The sequence below is a fragment of the Cohnella sp. OV330 genome (assembly GCF_900112065.1).
Classification (GTDB): Bacteria; Bacillota; Bacilli; order Paenibacillales; family Paenibacillaceae; genus Cohnella.
In genome coordinates this window covers 855034-875076 of the sequence record NZ_FOKE01000001.1, presented here as the reverse complement: position 1 = coordinate 875076, position 20043 = coordinate 855034, and the positions used below count along the sequence as shown (strand labels likewise).

Here is a 20043-nt window from a genome sequence, read left to right as displayed (position 1 = left end):
GGTCTATTACGAATTGTAATCGCTATCATTATGCACCAGGCTTCGAGCATCGTCTTCAAAACCACTTCGAGGAGGACTATAATGCGACACAAGCATGCAGCATGGACGCTAGCTCTGATTGTGCTGATCACCGGATGGATCTCAGCGGCCGGTTCCTTTTCCCCCGCGTTCGCGGCCGGGGGAGCGAATCTGACGATCGGCAAGACGATTACCGCGAGCGGCCAATCGCAGACGTACGCGCCGGACAACGTGAAGGACGGCAACGCAAGTACCTATTGGGAAAGTACGAACAGCGCTTTTCCGCAATGGATACAGGTCGACCTGGGCGCGAGCGTCAGCATCGACCAGCTCGTGCTGAAGCTGCCGTCAAGCTGGGAGACGCGGACGCAGACGCTGGCCGTTCAGGGCAGCGCGAACGGCACGGCATTTGCCAACATCGTCGGTTCCGCCAACTACACGTTTAATCCGGCCGTAGCGGGCAACTCGGTCACGATCAACTTCACGGCGGCGTCCACCCGATACGTTCGTCTGAGCTTCACCGCCAACACAGGCTGGCCGGCGGCTCAGCTATCCGAGCTTGAAATTTATGGCGCGAGCGGGACGACACCGGCACCTACGCCAACGCCAACGCCGCCGCCGGGCACGTATCAAGCGGAGTCGGCTGCGCTCTCGGGCGGCGCCAAGGTGAACGCGGACCATGCGGGCTATGCCGGCACCGGCTTTGTCGACGGCTACTGGACGCAGGGCGCGACGACGACCTTCACGGTCAACGCGGCCGCGACGGGCAGCCGGAACGTGACGCTGAAGTACGCCAACGCGAACGGCGCCGCCAGAACGCTGTCCGTCTACGTGAACGGCGCCAAGATTCGTCAAACCACGCTCGCGAGCCTCTCCAATTGGGATACGTGGGGCACGCAGACGGAGGCCTTGACCTTGAACGCCGGCAGCAATTCGATCGCCTACAAATACGACGCTGGCGATTCCGCCAACGTGAATCTGGATCAGATCACGGTGGACACGGGCACGTCGCCGACTTCCACGCCGACGGCTACACCTACGGCGACCCCGACGGCAACGCCAACCGCGACCCCGACGGCGACGCCTACGGCAACTCCAACGGCAACTCCAACGGCAACGCCGACAGCTACGCCGCCGCCGGGCGGCAACATCGCGATCGGCAAGCCGATCGTCGCATCGTCTAATACTCAATCCTTCGTGGCTACCAACGCGAACGACAACGACACCGCCACGTACTGGGAGGGCGGCGGCAACCCAAGCACGCTGACGCTCGATTTGGGCGCCAACCAGAACATCACGTCCATCGTGCTCAAGCTCAATCCGGCGACGGAGTGGGGCACGCGGACCCAGACGATTCAGGTGCTCGGCCATAATCAGTCGACCACGACTTTCTCTAATCTGGTCTCCTCGCAGACGTATACGTTTAATCCGGCATCCGACAACACGGTGACGATCCCCGTGACGGCGACGGTGAAGCGCCTGCAGCTGAACATCACGGCGAACACCGGCGCGCCGGCGGGGCAGATCGCCGAATTCCAAGTGTTCGGCACGCCGGCTGCCAATCCCGACCTGACGATCGCGGGCATGTCCTGGTCGCCGGCCTCGCCGATCGAGACCGACGCGATCACGCTGAACGCAACCGTTAAAAACAACGGCAGCGCGGCATCGGCGGCTACGACGGTTAACTTCTACCTGAATGGCGATGCCGCAGGCACCGCGCAGGTCGGCGCGCTGGCCGCAGGCGCTACGGCGAACGTGTCGGCGAACGCAGGCGCCAAGACCGCGGCATCCTATACGCTCTCGGCCAAGGTCGACGAGAACAATGCCGTCATCGAACAGAACGAAGCGAACAACAGCTATACGAACGCCGCGCCGCTTACGGTCGCGCCAGTTTCCAGCTCGGATCTGGTCGCCGCGACTTCCTGGTCGCCGGTCACGCCGACCGTCGGCAGCGCCGTCAGCTTTACGGTTAACCTGAAAAACCAGGGCACGATCGCTTCGGCAGCCGGCGCGCACGCGATCTCGGTCGCGATCAAAAACGGCGCAGGGACGACCGTTCAGACGCTGAACGGTTCCTACAGCGGATCGCTCGCAGCGGGCGCTTCCGCCAACGTCGCCATCCCGGGCACGTGGACGGCGGGCAGCGGGAGCTACACGGTGACGACCACGGTCGCCGCGGACGGCAACGAAGTCCCGACCAAGCAGACCAACAATACGAGTACTGCCAATCTGACCGTCTACGCGGCGCGCGGCGCCAGCATGCCGTACTTCCGGTACGACACAGAGGACGCCACGAGGGGCGGCGGCGCTACGCTGCAGGCAGCGCAGAACTTCGACCAGGCGCTGATCGCGTCGGAGGCTTCCGGGCAGAAATACGTGGGGCTGCCGTCGAACGGCTCCTACGCGCAGTGGACCGTACGCCAGGGACAGGGGGGCGCGGGCGTCACGATGCGTTTCACGATGCCCGACTCCGGCGACGGCATGGGGCTGAACGGCTCGCTTGACGTTTACGTCAACGGGACGAAAGTAAAGACGGTATCGCTCTCGTCGTATTACAACTGGCAGTACTTCTCCGGCGACATGCCGGCGGATGCGCCGGGCGGCGGACGACCGCTTTTCCGCTTCGACGAGGTGCACTGGAAGATGGATACGCCGCTTCAGCCGGGCGACACGATCCGGATTCAGAAGGGGAACGGGGATAGTCTAGAATACGGGGTCGACTTCCTGGAGATCGAGCCGGTGCCGACCGCGATCGCCCGTCCGTCGGGCGCGGTGTCGGTAACGGACTATGGCGCGGCGGCGAACGACGGACAGGACGATCTCGCGGCGTTCAAATCCGCGGTGACGGCGGCCGTCTCGGCAGGGAAGACGCTATACATTCCGGAAGGCACGTTTAACCTGAGCAGCATGTGGGAGATCGGCTCGGCGAGCAGCATGATCAACAACCTGACCGTGACGGGCGCGGGCATCTGGCACACGAACATCCAGTTCACGAACCCGAACGCGGCAGGCGGCGGCATCTCGCTGCGCATCTCCGGCAAACTTGATTTCAGCAACGTATACATGAACTCCAAGCTCCGGTCGCGCTACGGCCAAAATGCGATCTACAAAGGCTTCATGGATAACTTCGGCTCGAACTCCACGATTCACGACGTCTGGGTCGAGCACTTCGAGTGCGGCTTCTGGGTCGGCGATTATGCGCATACCCCGGCGATCTACGCGAACGGGCTGACGATCGAGAACAGCCGCATCCGCAACAACCTGGCCGACGGCGTCAACTTCGCCCAGGGCACGAGCAACTCGATCGTCCGCAACAGCAGCCTGCGCAACAACGGCGACGACGCGCTGGCCGTCTGGACCAGCGACACGAACGGCGCGCCGGCCGGCGTGAACAACACGTTCTCTTACAATACGATCGAGAACAACTGGCGCGCGGGCGGCATCGCCTTCTTCGGCGGCAGCGGCCACAAGGCGGACCACAACCTGATCGTCGATACGGTCGGCGGCTCGGGCATCCGCATGAACACCGTGTTCCCGGGCTACCATTTCCAGAACAACACCGGCATCGTTTTCTCGGACACGACGATCATTAACAGCGGCACGAGCAAGGACCTGTACAACGGCGAGCGCGGCGCGATCGACCTCGAAGCGTCCAACGACGCGATCCGCAACGTCACGTTCACGAACATCGACATTCTCAACACGCAGCGCGACGCGATCCAGTTCGGCTACGGCGGCGGCTTCCAGAACATCGTGTTCAACAACATCAACATCAACGGCACGGGCCTGGACGGCGTCACGACGTCGCGCTTCTCCGGACCGCACCAAGGCGCGGCGATCTTCACCTACACCGGCAACGGCTCGGCGACGTTCAACGGCCTGACGACGAGCAATGTGGCTTACCCGAGCCTGTACTACCTGCAGCCTGGCTTTAATCTGACGATTCACTGATCAGAAAAAGATGGGAAAAAGGCTCGCCCTCCGCAAGGCCATCTTGGCCAAGAGGAAGGCGAGCTTTTCGCTTTTGCGCAGCTGCGAAAGGCGCGCTCACAGCCGCAAGCCGCGCTGCAAGAGCAAAATCTGCGGCTACGCCACGCGCCAGCGCTGCAAGCGCGCATTTCATGCTTGCAGGCCGGCGTTAAGCCCGCATCCCGCGCTGCAGCCGCGGCAACCTCGCTTACAGCCGCTTTACTTATTTACTCGAACTGCAGCACGACCATCTGGTGGCACTCGACGACCGGGACCGTGTACCTGACCGCGCCATCCTGCGCCTTAAAAGGCAGCTCGGTCATCTGCGGCGCCAGATAGACGCTGCCAATGGGACGGTCCGTGCGCACCGTGCACGCGACGTCGCGGATCGGGATCAGGTCCTCGACGATCTCCACATTCTTCCCGCGCCGAACGGGGGAGGCGTACAATAAGTGGTGCACGAGACGGCGATGGGTTGGCTGTTCCTGCAACGTCGTCACGCCTTGCGCGGGCAGCGTCGTCTCGAGTGTCGGAGCCGCGAGCAAGCGGTCGAGCGCATAGTCCACCATCTGCCGCAGCACGAGATTGCCATGCTCGGCGTAGGCGCCGAAGACGTTCCACGCGATGTAGATGCCGGCGTCGTGCTCGATCATGCCGGGTTCGCGGCTCTGTCTATCGTTCGGCGTATGGAGGTGGGACGAGAAGGAGAAAGCGTCCCGGTTAAAATACGGGTTCTCGCGGTAACCGAGCACTCGTCCGCCGGCGGCTTCGATACGCTGGCCTTCGCCGTACATGACGGCAGAAGCGCCTTCGCCCGGACCGAACGGACCCGCGGGGACGAAGTAGTCCGGGCGGTACGGATTGGCGCCGGTCCAACGCGCGCCGAAGTCGAGGGCGAAGCCGGAACCGTCCGGACGCAGTCCGGCGCTTCCCGTGGCGAGCACTCGTCCGCCCTGGCCGACGTAGGCCGCCAGCTTCGCTTCGATCTCGGCGTCTGCCGGGATCAGGTCCGGAAGGATGAGCACGGGATAGGCCGCCCAGTCCGACGCCAGGTCGACGACGTCGAACAGCCGATTCGTCTCGAGCAGCATCCGCGCCGCGCCTTTGTCGGCGTCCGCGACGTTGCCGCCGGCGCCTCGGTGACGGCCCGAAGCTTCAACGCCAAAGACGGCGATGTCGGCGACGTTCACAGTGCTCTCGCACCAGGCTTCTTTTTCCTCGACTTCCTTATAAGCCGCCCCGATCAGCCGGTACGTCGCCTCGTCCATCAAGCCGTCCGGATGGAGTTGGTCCCCGACGGAGCAGCCCGCGCCGTTCGCCAGGCTCAGCGCCGTCTCGTACCGAAGGGCGTTCGGGTGCTTGTAGCCGCCGAATTCTCCCCACGACAGGTGGAACTTGCCGGTCATGCCGAGAAAAGGACGGCCGAGCTGTTGGACGTACCGCGCGGACAGGGGGAAATGGTCGTAACCCCAGCCGCCCGTCGGGAGAGACTCCAGCTCGAGTTGATGCGTGTTGAGAAACGCCAAATCGCGCCGCCCCTGCGGGATGTGGCCGCCGTTGTGGAATACGGGCAGCTCCGGGCGATGCCGATGAACGGCCTCGTTCGTCCGTTCTGCGTACCGGAGGTAGGTCTGCTCCCAAAGAGGGCGCATCGCAGCCGTATCGCGAGGATCGATGCCGGCCGCGCGCGCCGATCTGATGCAGTGCTGGCAGTAGCACCTGCGGACGCCGACGATGTCGAGGAAGATGCCGTCCGCATCGTACGTTTGGACGACTTCTTCGATCTGGGCGACGAGCACGTCGAGATACGGCGTGTTCATGCAAAATTCGTGATAGCCCGGCGTGAAGAAGTCAGGCGCCCACTGCGTCTTCTCGTCGGCGGCGCGGAACAGCCAATCCGGGCGGACGCGCGCCAGCTTCTCGTCGAGGCCTGCCGACAGATAGACCGGCGTCTTGACGCCGATCGCATGCGCGGCTTCGATCTGGGCGCCGAGCAGGTCGAACGATAGATGCGGATGCATCTCGTTCGCGGTCGACGGATGGTACGCCCACCCGTGATGGCATTTCGAGAACACCGTAATCGAGTCTACGTGCCCGAGCTTAAGCATCGCTTGGAATTGCTCGGCAGAAAACGACGAGCCGATTCCTTCGATCAGCTCCGACGTGTGGAAATCCAAATGTACCTGGCGAAATCGCATCGGACAGCCCCCTTGGGATACTTGGTATGCCCTCAGTGTAATGCGGGCAGGCCTCCGCGGATAGACATCGAACCGACGACCTCTAGCACAATACCGACTTCAACGTTTATGATGGGATAAAACGACGTGAGCGGGAGGGACACAGGTGGATTGCATTCAGTGGCAAGTGCCGCCGATGCCGCAGCTCGTGACCGCGGGGCACGGAACGTGGCGCCCGGGCATGCTGCATTTCCGGCGTACCTTCAACCTGTACGACATCGTGTTCGTGAAGTCGGGATGTCTGTACATAGCGGAGGACGACGTCGAATACGCAATCGGACCTAACCATGTGCTCGTGCTGGAGCCGGGGAAAGCGCACGAGGGGTTTCGGCCTTGCGAGGAGCCGACGGAGCTGTATTGGTTTCACGTCAAGCACGATTCCGAACACCGCGCGGTCGACGCCGACGACATTCCGTGGTCGCTCGTGCTTCGCAAAGGCACGGACAAGGACCTCCAGCCGGGCATGCAGCCCGTCTACATTCCGAAGTTCGGGGCGTTCCGGATGGACGAAGCATGGGCGGCGCTGGATCGGCTGGTCAAGCTGCACGACCGGCTGACGGTCGACGCAGTATGGCGCATGCAGGCCGCGTTCGTGCAACTGCTGTCCGTCATGCAGCAGTTCGTCCGGGGATCCGCGGCCGAAACCCGTTCGAGCCGGCTGGCCGAGGAGGTGTCCGCGTATTTGCGCCGCTCGGCCTTCGAGCCTTTCGAGATCGAGACGCTCGAGCGGGAATTTCATTTTCACCCGGACTATATCGCCCGCTGCATGAAGCGTCACATCGGCATGAGTCCGGTCGAATACGTGCGGCACGTCCGGGTGGAAAAGGCGCGCAGGCTGCTGGAGCATTCGCCCGAGCTGTCCGTGAAGCAGATCGCGGAGGCCGTCGGGATCGCGGACCCGAACTATTTCGGCCGCCTGTTCCGCAAGGACACGGGCATGTCGCCCGCGGCGTACCGCAGGCTGCATGCGGGGTACGCTTAGATTGTCTCTCAAGTGTGAAGGTAGAGCTACGCTTGGCGGGTCGGCGGGAATGCGGTTAGCAAAGTGTGAACGTAGATCTATACTTCGAGGGCTGGCGGAATTCTGATGATCCAAGTGTGGACGTAGATTCATACTTTGTGGGTCGATGGGCGCTCGGCGATGAAAGAATGAACGTACGTCAACGCTTGGCGGGTTAGCGGATAGGAGACGGCCAAAGCGTGAACGTAGATCAACGCTTGGCGAGCTAGCTTTCAAGTGCGTGGCCCGTTTCCCAACACGCGGGTACCCTCGCCCGGCCGGCTGTCGACTTCGACGCCGTAGGCGTCGTAGAAGCAGAAACGGATGCGGTCGTCTTGCGCGATTTTGATGCCGATATGCTCGGCTTCGAGCGGAGCGCGTCAATTTGTTGCTGGATAGAAACAAACCTAGCCTTTGTCGAGCTGAGCAAGCCTACTTGTTACTTGATAGAAACAAACTCACCCTCTGCCGAGCGGTGCGTGACTATTTGTTTCTGGATAACAACAAACCCAGCCTCTGCCGAGCGGAGCGTGCCCATTTGTTTCCGGATAGAAACGAACCCAGCCTTTGCCGAGCGGAGCGCGCCAATTTGTTTCTATCCAGAAACAAATCCAGCCGCTGCCGAGCCGCGGCTCGGCATCCGGCTCGCGGCGTCACAGGCCAAGATCGCTGCCGGAGATGCGGCGCTCGAGGTGATCGGCGCGGTATTCCGGGTCATGGACGCGCGGGACGAGCCTATGAAAAAAAGACTAGTGACGTCCGGCGGAATTGTGCTATGATGAACGCACAAAGTTAATGTTCGGTAGGAGAAAAGGAGACACCACGGCGATCGGCCGCGCTTCGTGCGCAGCCGGAAGTTGCGGTGTTTTTTCTTGTGCCGGCATCTCCAGGCATGATCGCGGAGACAACCTGATAGGTATAAGTACGGAGGGATGGACGACATCGTTCGCTTGGAGGGAGGTGGCTGTCAAAATCGCGGCATCGCTCGTTTTTGATAGCGCTATCATTTGGTGGGTCGTAATTTATCTGACGAAAAGGGGACTTCGATCTCGATGGCCAAGACGACTTCGTTTCTGAAAAAACCGCTCGGCATGCTGGCTCTGTCGCTCGCGCTTATTCTTGCGGGCAGCTTTTTGGCGGGCATGTTCAACACTTCGTTTTACAACGTAAAGGTCAAGGAGATCTCCTTCAAAGGCGATCACGGGACGCTGAACGGTCTGTTGTATATGCCGAAAGGCGCGGGGGCGAACGACCCTCGGCCGGTCATCGTCACGACGCACGGCTACCTCAACTCCAAGGAAATGCAGGACGCGCCGGCGATCGAGATGTCCAGACGCGGCTATATCGTCCTGGCGCTCGACATGTACGACCACGGCGACTCGCGGTGGAGCGCGGACATCCCGGTGAAGGATATGTTCGGCACTTTCTGGATCTTCTCCCAATTCGATGCGGCGAAGTACGTTTACCAGCAGCCGTATACGAAAAAGGACGATAAGGGCAACGCCTACATCGCGGTCAGCGGCCACTCCATGGGCGGCTTCTCCTCGCTCGTCGCGATGTACATGGACGAGATGAACGCCCTGAAGACCGGGTACCGCATGATCTACGCCGGCATCCCGGCCGGAGCGGACTTCTCGTACGCCGCCGCGATCGCGCCGCAGGATCAGATGCAGGCGGCGTTCGGCAGCCGGACGGTCGGCGTGATCGCCGGCCAGTATGACGAGTTCTTCTTTAACAAGTCGGACGCGGAGAAGAGCGCTTCGGAGAAAAAAGTGAAGGGCACCGTCACGAGCAAAAACTTCGCCTCGACGGCTTCGGGCGAAGCGTTCCTCGGTCTGCCGTCCGGCCAGGCCGGCGATTCGGGCAAGTTCTATCAAGTCGCGTCCGGCGATCTGAAGCTCGAGGACAAGGTCGTCCGCCCGTCGCAGTCCGGCGAACGCGTCATCTTCACGCCGAATCAGACGCATCCGTGGAATCACATTTCTCCGGCGGCGACCGCCGATCTCATTTCCTTCTATGAGCATGCGTTCAAGGGCGTCACTTCGCCGAACCAGACCGATGCGGATCTCGGATCGGGCCATCAGATCTGGTGGCTGAAGGAAGCGTTCAACGCAGTCGCGCTGGTCGGATTTTTCCTGCTGTTCGTTCCGTTGATCACGCTGCTGCTCCGGGCGCCGTTCTTGCGCAGCGCGGTCACGGGTCCGATCTCCACCGTATCCGCGCCGGCAGGCGGCAAGCAGAAGACGGTCTACTGGCTGTCGATCGCGTTCAGCACGCTGATCCCCGCGATTCTGTTCCCGACGCTCATGGATAAGTCCGCGGACGGACTGAACGTGCTCAAGATCATCAGCCTCGCGTTGGCGGGCCTCGGCGTGCTGGCGTTCGCCGCCGGGTTTGCTCCGGGCAAGTCGCGCGCAGGCGCATGGCTGGCGCGGACGCGCATCGGTTCGCTTATCCTCGCGTTCGCCGCGTTCGCCATGTGGCTCATTTTCCAATACGCGGAGCATCTCTTCCCGCTGGGCGCCTTCTTCAACGAACCGACGACGAACCAGATCGTGTACTGGGCGCTCGTATCGGCGGCCATCATGGTGTTTATCACTTTTGCGTTCCACTTCTTCATTAAGAAGGATGCCGGCACGAGGTTCAGCAACTACGGCATCAGCCTCAATCCGGCGACCATCGTCGCCAGCCTGTGCGTCGCAGCGTTGGCCGCGCTGGGCGGATACCTGCTTCTGTTCGCCGTGCAGGCCGTATTCGGCACCGACTTCCGTCTCTGGGTGCTCGCGGTACGCACCTTCCAAGCGGAGCATTTCATTACGGCGCTGCGGTATATGCCTTTCTTCCTGATCTACTACTTCGTCGGCACCGTGGCGCTGAACGCCAATACGCGCGGGCAGCGGGGCGGCTACTTCTGGGCGATCGCGCTGAACATGGGCGGCCTGGCGCTGTGGCTCGCCTTCCAATACGGCAAGGACTTCATCACGGGCGTGGCGCTGTATCCCGGCCAGGCGCTCAACGGCATTTTGCTGTTTGCGCTGGTGCCGTGTCTCGCTGTGGCGGCCGTCTATTCCCGCAAGCTGTTCGAGAAGACCAACAACGTGTGGCTGGGCGCCTTTATGAACGCGATCCTGTTCACGATGATCGCTGTGGCGAACACGGCCTTGTTCTGGAACCTGGTGTAAGCGAGGCTGGCGCGGTCCGCCTTGAACGAATCGGAGCGACGATATATAGTTAAGTAAAGAAGCGATAAAACGAAAAAAGGAAGAGCCTGCCGGCCGCAGGCTCTTTTTCCTTGATCGTCGGCATACGGAGGTTCTATGGAGCAACAAGCTTACTATGCGATCGGCATTTTCCTGATCATCTATGCGCTAATCGTCTCGGAGAAAATCCACCGCACCGTCGTCGCCATGATCGGAGGCGTCGTTATGATAGCGGGCGGCATCGTCGACCAGGAGACGGCGATCCGCCATATCGACTTCAACACGCTGGGCCTGCTCATCGGCATGATGATCATCGTCAGCGTCGTCTCGGATACGGGATTGTTTCGGGCGATCGCGGTCCTGGCGGCCAAGCGGGCGAAGGGCGAGCCCGTCCGCATCTTGATCCTGCTGGCGATCCTGACGGCGGTCGCCTCGGCGTTTCTCGACAACGTGACGACCGTGCTCCTCATGGCGCCCGTTACCTTCGGCATCGCGAGACAACTGCGTGTCCCGCCCGTCCCTTTCATCATCGCGCAGTTCATGGCTTCGAACATTGGCGGCACGGCCACGCTGATCGGCGATCCGCCGAACATCATGATCGGCAGCGCGGAGAAGAGCCTGACGTTCATGTCGTTCATCTGGAATCTGGCGCCCATCGCCGGCATCGTGCTGCTCGTCTATATTCCGTTCTATATCTGGCTGTTCCGCAAGCAAATCCGCACGACGCCGGAGCTCAAGGCGGAGCTGCTTCGCATGGAAGCCTCGGATCTCATCACGGACCGCAGGCTGCTCGCGAAGAGTCTGACCGTGCTGGGACTCACGATCGCGGGCTTCTTCCTCCACCAAAGCCTGCATCTGGAATCCGCTACCGTGGCGCTGGCGGGCGCTTTTCTGCTCCTGCTGCTCGCCGGCGAGCGCAAGATGGAGGAGGCGTTCACCCGCGTGGAGTGGACGACGATCTTTTTCTTCATCGGCCTGTTCGTGCTCGTATCGGGACTCGTGGAGACCGGCGTCATCGCCGAGCTGGCCGCGCGCGCGATCGATTGGACCGGCGGCGACCTCGTAGCCTCGTCCATGCTGATCCTGTGGCTGAGCGCGATCGCCTCCGCTTTCCTGGACAACATCCCGTTCGTCGCGACGATGATTCCGCTCATCCAGGAGATGGGCCGTATGGGCGTGACCGATCTGGAACCGCTCTGGTGGAGTCTCGCGCTCGGCGCCTGCCTTGGCGGCAACGGCACGCTGATCGGCGCCAGCGCCAACTTGATCGCGGCCGGGATGTCGGCGAAAGAAGGGCATCCGATCCGCTTTCTCGCCTACATGAAGATCGGATTCCCGCTCATGCTGCTGTCGATCGTCTTGTGCAGCGGGTACATTTATTTGCGTTATTTGATGTAGCTAGCTTCGTCGATCGTATTCGAGCGGGCGCGTGCGTCTGAGGGAGTCGGGGCGGGGCGGCGGTGGTCGGAGCAGCGGTGGTCGGAGCAGCGGTGGTCGGAGCGGACCACAGATCCGCTATTTGCGCGCAATGGAGCGATTTTGTCGAGGTTGAGGACTGTAGATCCGCTATTTCTCTCAAAACCGGCTCCAGAGCCCGCTGCGGGATGGCATAGCGGATCCTGAGTCCGGAACTTGCGCGTTCTTGCGAAATTGGAGCAAATAGCGGATCCATAGTCCGCTAGGTTGAGGTTTCGGCGGCGAGTTGCGAAAACAGCAAGCGCTCCTGACGATCCGCTGCGATGAGCGGCGCGTTTAACGGCGTTTAGGAGCAGCGGCATTAACCTTATATGCGATTAAGGAGGCAGAGGGGCGAGTTCCCTTTGCTTTCACACGATTTGTGAACGCGCGTTAATTATTTCGCCGAATCGCTTTGCATTCTGTTTCGGATCGGTTAAGGTAGAGTTATCTGATGGGAAAAGGAGACGCGATCATGGCGGAACAACGCATCGTAAAGTGGGGTATTATGGGGCCGGGGGGCATCTCGGACAACTTCGCCACCGAGCTGCCGCACGCGCCGGGCGGCCAGTTGGCGGCCGTCGCGGGACGCTCGCTCGAAAAGGCGCAGGCGTTCGCCGACAAGTTCGGCATTCCGCGCGCTTACGGCAGCTGCGAGGAGCTCGCGGCCGATCCGGAAGTCGAGATCGTGTACATCGGCACGCTGCACCCGATCCACAAGGAGAACGCGCTGACGCTGCTCCGCGGCGGCAAGTCCGTGCTCTGCGAGAAGCCGTTCACGATCAACGCGGCCGAGGCCAAGGAGATCGCGGACCTGGCCCGCGAGAAGGGCCTCTTCCTCATGGAGGCGATGTGGACGCGGTACTTGCCCGCGATCGTCAAGGTGCGGGAATGGCTGGACAGCGGCGCCATCGGCGACGTGCGTATCGTAAAGGCCGAGTTTGGCTTCGATGCGGGCTGGAATCCCGAGGGCCGGCTGCTGAACAAGGAGAAGGGCGGCGGCACGCTGCTCGACGCCGGCATCTACCCGGTATCGTTCGCATCGATGATCTACGGCGGGCAGCAGCCCGCCAGGATCGAGAGCTCCGTCGTCATCGGCGAGACGGGCGTGGACGAGCAGTTCTCGCTGTTGTTCGAATACGGCGGCGGGCGTACGGCTTCCCTGCACGGCTCGGTGCGCCTGTCGATGACCAACGAGGCGGTCATCTACGGCACGAAGGGGCGGATCGAAGTGCCGAACTTCCTGTTCGCCAAGGCTGCGACGATGCATGTGAACGGGGCGGAGCCGGTTGCCTTCAAGCACGAGCTCGAGCCGTCGGGCCATTTCTACCAGGCGATCGAGGCGATGGAATGCCTGCGCGCGGGCGACAAGGAGAGCGCGATCATGACCGTAGACGAAACGGTGCGTATCATGGAGACGCTCGACCGGATTCGCGAGCCGTGGGGGCTCAAGTATCCGAGCGAGGCCTAACTTAGCTGCATATCGACAGAAATAGGCGATGTAGGGCTTCGGCCGCTATCATCGTCTTTTTTGTCGGTTAAAAAAAGGGGGTGAATGTTGAAAAAAGTTAAATTTATGATTATGCTAACTATTAGCTTCATGTGGAAGGTTGGAGAAAACAACATGATAAAAATTACGCTCCAGATGATCGCGGATCGGCTCGGCGTCTCCAAGGCGCTCGTCTCCAAGGCGCTCGCGGGCGATGCGGCGGTGAACGAAGGGACGAGAGAGACGATCTGGAAGACGGCGGAGGAGATGGGGTACCGCTTCAAGTCTCCCCGCCGCTTCGGTCCCGACGCGCAGTCCGGAATTATGGCGGTTCTGATGCCGAGAGCTTATCTGGACGATATGGAATATTGGGGCAACGTGATTCAGGGCATCGAGAAGGAGCTCCTCCAGCACAACTTCAGCATGCTGCTGTCGAGCATCGACATCTCGCTGCCGCCCAAGGACGGCTTGCTGTCCTCGATCGACGACCAGCAGGTGAGCGGCGCCATCGCCATGGGGCACCTGCCGGACAGTTATATCGAGGCTCTGAAGGCCAAGCATTTTCCGTTCATCATGCTGGATGCGAGCCGGCTGGATCCCGCGGTCGATCATATTCTGGCGAACAATTACCTGGGCGCCTACGAGGCGACCGCCCATTTGCTGCGGCACGGGCACCGGCGCATCGGATTCGTCGGAGACGCGAATACGTCATGGAGCTTCCGGGAGCGGTACCGGGGATTCAAGGAATCGGCCGCGGACTTCGCGGCGGAGACCGGGCAGACGGTGGATACGCGGGTCATCGGCGGCATCGGCGTCAGCGGCAACGGCATGTATACGAAGCCGGAGCTGGACGAGCAGATCAAGGAGGCCGCGCAAGGGGAGCAGCCGCTCACCGGACTGTTCTGCGCGAACGATCTGACGGCTTTCGAGACGCTGAAGCGGCTCGGCGCGATCGGCTTGTCCTGTCCGGACGATGTCTCCGTCGTCGGGTTCGACGATCTGACGCTGACGAAGCTCATGCGGCCCAACCTGACGACGGTGCGCGTGCCCAAGGCGGCCATCGGCTCGCGCGCGGCCGAGCTCGTCGTCCGTCGGCTTCGGCATCCCGACGTAGTCCCCGAGCTCGTGCTGCTGTCCACCGAGCTGATCGAGCGCGAGACCGTGCGCAGCGTCGGGGTAGAGGAAGCGGACGGCATTCGCGCTTAGCGCGGGTTCTTCCGACGGGCAAACGCCGTCCGGTCAGCGACCGGAGCGGCGTTCGGCGTCGCCGCGGAGGAAGACGCCCAAGGCTATCTGCCCGAGCATGCGCATATGGCGCGTCTCGTCCGCGATACGTGGATGGCATTCGCGCTGACCGGCGATCCGGGGCATCCGGGGCATCCGGGGCTGCCGAGCTGGCCCAGCTGCAGCGCGGGGGAGTTCGGGTACAGGCTCATCCTGGACGATCCGCCGCGCGTGGAGCCGATGAACCCGCTAGCGTATGACAAGCGCTTCCCGGTGCAGGTCATCAGGTTGGAAGCTTCCGGGGCGTCCGCGCATGCGGATTAAGAACGGCGCGCACGCGAGATCGGCAGCCGCCGCGACTCGCGCGGGGAACTGCGCGAGCGAACGAAGTCAACAAGCTCACGACCGAGCTGGTCAAGGCGAGAGCGGAGCTTCGGAAGGAGAAGTGAGGACATGAACCGCGCGTTGGCGCTAGGTCAATACCGGGATGCGAAGTATCATCCGTTCGAGGGCGTGGACCGCGAACTCAAGGACATTTTCGAAGGCGGCTTGACGGTCGATTGCACCGACGACTATGGGGCGCTTAACGCGGCTAACCTTTCAGGCTATCAATTATTCATATCGTATGCGGAGTTCTCGGATACGCCCGTCGCGCCGGAGCAGGAAGCTGCGCTGCTCGCGTACGTCGCGCAGGGCGGCGGGCTGCTCGCCATCCACAACGGCATCTCGCTGCAGCGCAATTCCGCGCTCGCGAGCCTGCTCGGCGCCCGGTTCACCGGGCATCCGCCGTATGGCCCGCTGCCGGTCGCGGCATGCGGCGAGCCCCATCCGATCACGGAAGGTCTCGTACCGTTCGTCATCGACGACGAGCCGTATCGCTTCGACATGAATCCGCTCATGAAGCCGTCTCCGCTGCTCGAGTACGAGCACGAGGGCGAGCGCTGGCCGGCCGGCTGGGCGCACCGCTTCGGGTTGGGAAGGGTCGTCTATCTCATGCCGGGCCATTCGCGGTCTTCGTTTTTGCACGCGTCGTACCGCGCGCTCCTTCTGAGAGCGGGGCTGTGGGCGGCTGCGGGAAGCGGAGAGGAGGCGGAAATATGAAGCATGCCGTCGTGACGGGCGCGGACCGAGGACTCGGGTTCGCGCTGACGGAGCAGCTGCTTGCTGCAGGATATACGGTGTTCGCAGGGCGATACCTGGAGCAGTGGGACGCGCTCGACAGGCTGCAGGACGAAGCGGGCGAGCGGCTCGTGCCGGTGGCGCTGGACATCGGCAGCGAAGAGAGCGTACGGCGTGCCGCCGAGACGGTCGCGGCACGGACGGGGAGCATCGATCTGCTCGTGAACAATGCGGGCATCGCCGGTCATCAGGACGACAATATCTTCGGCGAGATCGACTACGAGGCGATCCGCCGGATGTACGAAGTCAACGCGCTCGGTCCGCTGCGCATGGCGCATGCGCTCCAGGCGCAGCTGCTGGCGGGCGGGGATAAGCTCGTCGTCAACGTCTCCTCCGAGGCCGGCCAGATCAATCAGACCTGGCGCGAGGGCTGGTACGGCTACTGTATGTCCAAAGCCGCGCTTAACATCCAGTCCAACATTTTGCACAATCAGCTTCGGGCGCATGGCGCCAAGGTGCTGGTCATCCATCCGGGTTGGATGAAGAGCTATATGAGCGGCGAGCTGAACGAGGAGGCCGCGATTACGACAGCCGAGGCGGCAGCGGGCATTCTGCGCGTCATCGGCGCGTATTTGGCCGACGGGGACGCGGCGGCGCGGCCGCACCCGGCATTTCGGGACTACTCGGGCGCGGAGATGAGCTGGACGTAGAGACGATAGGATACAACATACGGGACGATGCGGCAGGTTGCCGCTTCGTCCCGTTTTTCGTTTGCGGTGGTATTAAACAAAATTAAACTAATTGATTATACAAATATAGATAAAATATAAATAAATTAAATAAAAATGTTGAAAGAAAAATAAACGTGTGTTAAACTCTGGAACTGAAAGCGGTATCATCATCGTTTTTCATAGGGGGATTCATCGATGAAAAAAGGACTTACGCTGGCGGCCGCGATCGCGACGCTCAGCATGATCGCCACCGCTTGCGGCGGCAGCAACAACGGAGACAACGCCTCGCCTTCCGCAAGCGCCAGCCCGTCCGCATCGGCGAGCGCGGCTGCAAGCGCTTCCGCTTCGGCTTCCGCCTCAGCCTCGGCCGATCCGGCCGCCGACATCAGCGGCACGATCACCTTTCTCACCAACCGGACGGACATGGTGGACAAAGAGTACGTGGATTACGCGAAGCGGTTCAACGAAAAGTATCCGAACGCCAAGGTCGAGTTCGAGGCGATCACGGACCTGGACAAGAACACGAAGGTCCGCCTGTCCTCCGGCGAATACCCGGACGTCCTGCTCATCCCGACGATCCCGAACTCGGACCTGCCGAAGTATTTCGCGCCGCTCGACGATCTGGGCTTGAACGACAAGATTTACTTCAGCGATTACAAGTCCTCGGACGGCAAGCTGTACGGCATCTCCGCCGGCGCTACCACGACGGGCATCGTTTACAACAAAAAAGCGTTCGCCGACGCAGGCATAACGGCGATCCCGAAGACGCTCGACGAATTCTACGCGGCGGCCGAGAAGCTTAAAGCAAAAGGCATCGTACCGCTCGCCTCCAACTTCAAGGATCAATGGCCGCTGTACCCGTGGGCGTCCGAGGTGCCGATCTCGATCGCCGGCGACAAGAACCTGAACAACGACCGCGTCAACTCCGACGCGCCGTACGCGATGGACAATCCTTACGGCCAAGGTCTGACGATCATCCGCACGATGTACGAAAAGGGCTACCTGGAGCCGGACGTCAACTCCACGAACTGGGAGCAGTCCAAGAAGGATATCGCAAGCGGCAAGTTCGGCATGTACATGCTCGGCAACTGGGTTATCCCGCAGGTCATCTCGTCAGGCACGACCTCGGACAACGTCGGCTTTTTCCCGCTCCCGTACGACAACTCGGGCAAGACGAACGTGCTGCTCGCGCCCGACTGGGCTTACGGCGTCAACAAGGACAGCAAGCACCTCGAGACGGCCAAGGCGTTCGTCAAGTGGTTGCTCGAGGACTCCGGCTTCGACGACTTCGCCGGTTTCATCCCGGTGCTGAAGGATAAGCAGGCGAACATGGCGCAGCTGACCGAATTCCAGAGCTACGGCCCGACGACGATCGAAGCGGCCGCCGACTCCGAGGAATCGACCGCGGTCGTCAACAAGGCGCAGATCGTCAAGGAAGCGATGGTGCAGGAGTTCGTGCTGTCGAAGGATCCGCAGAAGGTGCTGGACGAGTACAACAAGAAGTGGGCTGCGGCCAAGAAATCGCTGGCTAAGTAACGACGGCCAAGTCAGCTACACGCGTATCGGACGCGAGCCGCGCGCAGCCGGGCGGCGAGGATTTTTCGGAAAAATGAGCCTCGCGCCGGAAGAGTTACACGGCTTTTCCGCGCAACTTCGCTCCGGAGGGACGCTTGGCGGACGAGTTACACGGCTTTTCCGTGTAGCTCCTTTCCCGGCCGCGCGCGGCCGCGTTCAATACGCAGATCAAATCCGGGGTGGAAGAAATGAACGGTTTAAGCTATCAAGCCCAAAAGAGAATCATACTGCTCTGCTTCATGTCCGTGCCGTTGGCGCTGCTGGCATTGTTCACCTTCTATCCGGCCGTCAAGCTCGTCTGGATGAGCTTCACCGACTGGGACGGACTCGAGGCCAATCCGACCTGGATCGGCTTCGCCAACTTCGTCGAGGTATTCACGAACCGCGACTTGTTCGGCGTCTTCCTGAACCAGATTCCGTATGCCGTCGTCGGCATCGTGCAGAACGCGATCGCCATCGTGTTCGCCGTCATCCTGAATTCGAAACTCCGCGGCAGAAACGGCTTCCGCGTTCTGATGTTCCTGCCGTTCATCATGAATGCCGTCGCCGTCGCCTTCATGTTCCAATATGTGTTCGACACGACGAACGGCTCGCTTAACATCCTGCTCGGCGCCATCGGTCTGGACGGCCTGGCGAAGACGAGCTGGCTCGGCAATACGTCGCTCGTCAACTTCTCGCTGGCCTCGATCAGCATGTGGCGGTTCCTCGGCTACAACATGGTCATCTACCTGGGCGCGCTCCAGTCGATTCCGGCCGACATGTACGAAGCGGCGGAGATCGACGGGGCCGGACGCTGGCAAAAGCTGGTGCGGCTGACGCTGCCGAACCTGACGAAGATCATCCAGCTCAACATGTTCCTCACGCTGAGCGGCGCGCTTGCCGTCTTCGATCTGCCGTTCGTGCTGACGAAGGGCGGACCGGCGGGATCGAGCGAGACGTTCCTTTTCAAAACGATCAACACCGCCTTCCAATTCAACAACTTCGGCCTCGCCTCCGCGATGAGCGTCGTGCTGCTGCTGATCGTCGTCGTCGTGCTGGCGCTGCAAAATCTGGTCATCGGGAGAGGGGGGAGGGACGCATGAGCAAGGCCGCCAGGCGGGATCCGGTTCAGTGGCTCAAATACGCCGTGCTGCTCCTCGCCTCCTTTATCGTCCTGTTCCCGCCCTATGTCGTCGTCGTCAACGCCTTCAAGCGCAGCGACGAGGGCAACGATCCGTTCGCGCTGCCGCACAGCTTCCTCCACTTCGACAACTTCCGCGTCGTCGTCGAGCGCACGCATCTGTGGCATTCGTTCGGCAATACCGTCTACATCATCGCGCTGTCGCTCGTCGGCAACGTCGTGCTCGGCACGATGATGGCCTACTGCCTCGGACGCCTCGAGTTCAGGGGCAAGAAGCTGGTGCTCGGCGCGTTCCTGTTCGCGACGATCGTGCCGACGATCACGACGCAGGTCGTCGTGTTCTCGGTCATCAAGTGGATGGGGCTGTACAACTCGTTGTACGCGCCGGTCATTCTGTTCATCGGGGCCGACGTTATTCAGATCTATATCTACCTGCAGTTCATTCGCAACATTCCGTACGAGCTCGACGAGAGCGCGATGATGGACGGCGCGAGCTTGTTCCGAATCTACCGCTCGATCATCTTCCCGCTGCTCGGGCCCGCCACGGCGACGCTCGTCATTCTCAAGACGATCAACATCTACAACGAGCTCTACATCCCGTTCCTGTACATGCCCAAATCGTCGCTCCCCGTCGTGTCGACGTCGATCATGCGCTTCGCGAGCAACAACCAGGCGGAGTGGGGCTACATCTGCGCCATTATCCTGCTCATCATGATCCCGACCGTCGTGCTGTACCTGTTCTTGCAGCGCTATATCTTCTCGGGCGTGACGAACGGGGCGGTAAAGGGGTGATGCGGATTCCATCTTGGCAGCGCCAATCATAAGATCCGGGATCTATCGCGCAAAAGTGCATGATAGGCGCTTCGGGGCGGCGGTTCCGGCCTCTATCGCGCAAATGTGCAGGAT

The 20043-nt window shown here is 61.5% G+C and carries 14 protein-coding genes; 13 read left to right on the top strand and 1 reads right to left on the bottom strand.

Going from position 1 to position 20043, the window contains the following annotated elements:
* Window positions 1–81 precede the first annotated feature (81 nt).
* Complete coding sequence (locus BM235_RS03270; RefSeq protein ID WP_090109179.1) at window positions 82–3969, top strand: CARDB domain-containing protein; 3888 nt, start codon at window positions 82–84, stop codon at window positions 3967–3969.
* Between the two features lie 245 nt (window positions 3970–4214).
* Here the strand turns inward: BM235_RS03270 and BM235_RS03265 are convergent, their stop codons facing one another.
* The gene (locus BM235_RS03265; RefSeq protein WP_090109177.1) at window positions 4215–6185 is read right to left on the bottom strand and encodes an alpha-amylase family protein; all 1971 of its coding nucleotides are present in this window, start codon (window positions 6183–6185) and stop codon (window positions 4215–4217) included.
* 145 nt (window positions 6186–6330) lie between these two features.
* Between BM235_RS03265 and BM235_RS03260 the strand changes: the two genes are divergently transcribed.
* The 12 genes from BM235_RS03260 to BM235_RS03205 all read left to right on the top strand — a co-directional run bounded on the left by BM235_RS03260 (window position 6331) and on the right by BM235_RS03205 (window position 19929).
* The gene (locus BM235_RS03260) at window positions 6331–7206 is read left to right on the top strand and encodes an AraC family transcriptional regulator (RefSeq protein WP_090109175.1); all 876 of its coding nucleotides are present in this window, start codon (window positions 6331–6333) and stop codon (window positions 7204–7206) included.
* A 353-nt stretch (window positions 7207–7559) separates the two neighbouring features.
* A complete protein-coding gene (locus BM235_RS03255) occupies window positions 7560–8003 on the top strand; it encodes a hypothetical protein (RefSeq protein WP_090109173.1) in 444 nt (147 codons plus the stop codon).
* A gap of 273 nt (window positions 8004–8276) precedes the next feature.
* Window positions 8277–10406: an alpha/beta hydrolase family protein gene (locus tag BM235_RS03250; RefSeq protein ID WP_090109171.1), complete on the top strand. Its 2130-nt coding sequence runs from the start codon at window positions 8277–8279 to the stop codon at window positions 10404–10406.
* Window positions 10407–10541: 135 nt separating this feature from the next.
* Window positions 10542–11822 (top strand): ArsB/NhaD family transporter, encoded by a 1281-nt coding sequence (locus tag BM235_RS03245; RefSeq protein WP_090109169.1) that lies wholly within the window; start codon window positions 10542–10544, stop codon window positions 11820–11822.
* 532 nt (window positions 11823–12354) lie between these two features.
* On the top strand, window positions 12355–13350 hold the full coding sequence (locus BM235_RS03240; RefSeq protein ID WP_090109167.1) for a Gfo/Idh/MocA family protein: 996 nt from the start codon (window positions 12355–12357) through the stop codon (window positions 13348–13350).
* 153 nt (window positions 13351–13503) lie between these two features.
* Window positions 13504–14574, top strand: coding sequence for a LacI family DNA-binding transcriptional regulator (locus tag BM235_RS03235; RefSeq protein ID WP_090109165.1), 1071 nt, complete (start codon window positions 13504–13506; stop codon window positions 14572–14574).
* Between the two features lie 105 nt (window positions 14575–14679).
* A complete protein-coding gene (locus BM235_RS03230) occupies window positions 14680–14916 on the top strand; it encodes a hypothetical protein (protein ID WP_090109163.1) in 237 nt (78 codons plus the stop codon).
* Between the two features lie 129 nt (window positions 14917–15045).
* The gene (locus BM235_RS03225) at window positions 15046–15693 is read left to right on the top strand and encodes a ThuA domain-containing protein (RefSeq protein WP_090109161.1); all 648 of its coding nucleotides are present in this window, start codon (window positions 15046–15048) and stop codon (window positions 15691–15693) included.
* Window positions 15690–16421, top strand: coding sequence for an SDR family NAD(P)-dependent oxidoreductase (locus BM235_RS03220; protein WP_090109159.1), 732 nt, complete (start codon window positions 15690–15692; stop codon window positions 16419–16421). The genes BM235_RS03225 and BM235_RS03220 overlap by 4 nt, the downstream gene beginning before the upstream one ends.
* A 216-nt stretch (window positions 16422–16637) precedes the next feature.
* Window positions 16638–17978: an ABC transporter substrate-binding protein gene (locus tag BM235_RS03215; RefSeq protein WP_090109157.1), complete on the top strand. Its 1341-nt coding sequence runs from the start codon at window positions 16638–16640 to the stop codon at window positions 17976–17978.
* 227 nt (window positions 17979–18205) lie between these two features.
* Complete coding sequence (locus BM235_RS03210) at window positions 18206–19099, top strand: carbohydrate ABC transporter permease (RefSeq protein WP_090109153.1); 894 nt, start codon at window positions 18206–18208, stop codon at window positions 19097–19099.
* The gene (locus tag BM235_RS03205) at window positions 19096–19929 is read left to right on the top strand and encodes a carbohydrate ABC transporter permease (RefSeq protein ID WP_090109151.1); all 834 of its coding nucleotides are present in this window, start codon (window positions 19096–19098) and stop codon (window positions 19927–19929) included. The genes BM235_RS03210 and BM235_RS03205 overlap by 4 nt, the downstream gene beginning before the upstream one ends.
* The last annotated feature ends 114 nt before the right edge of the window (window positions 19930–20043 follow it).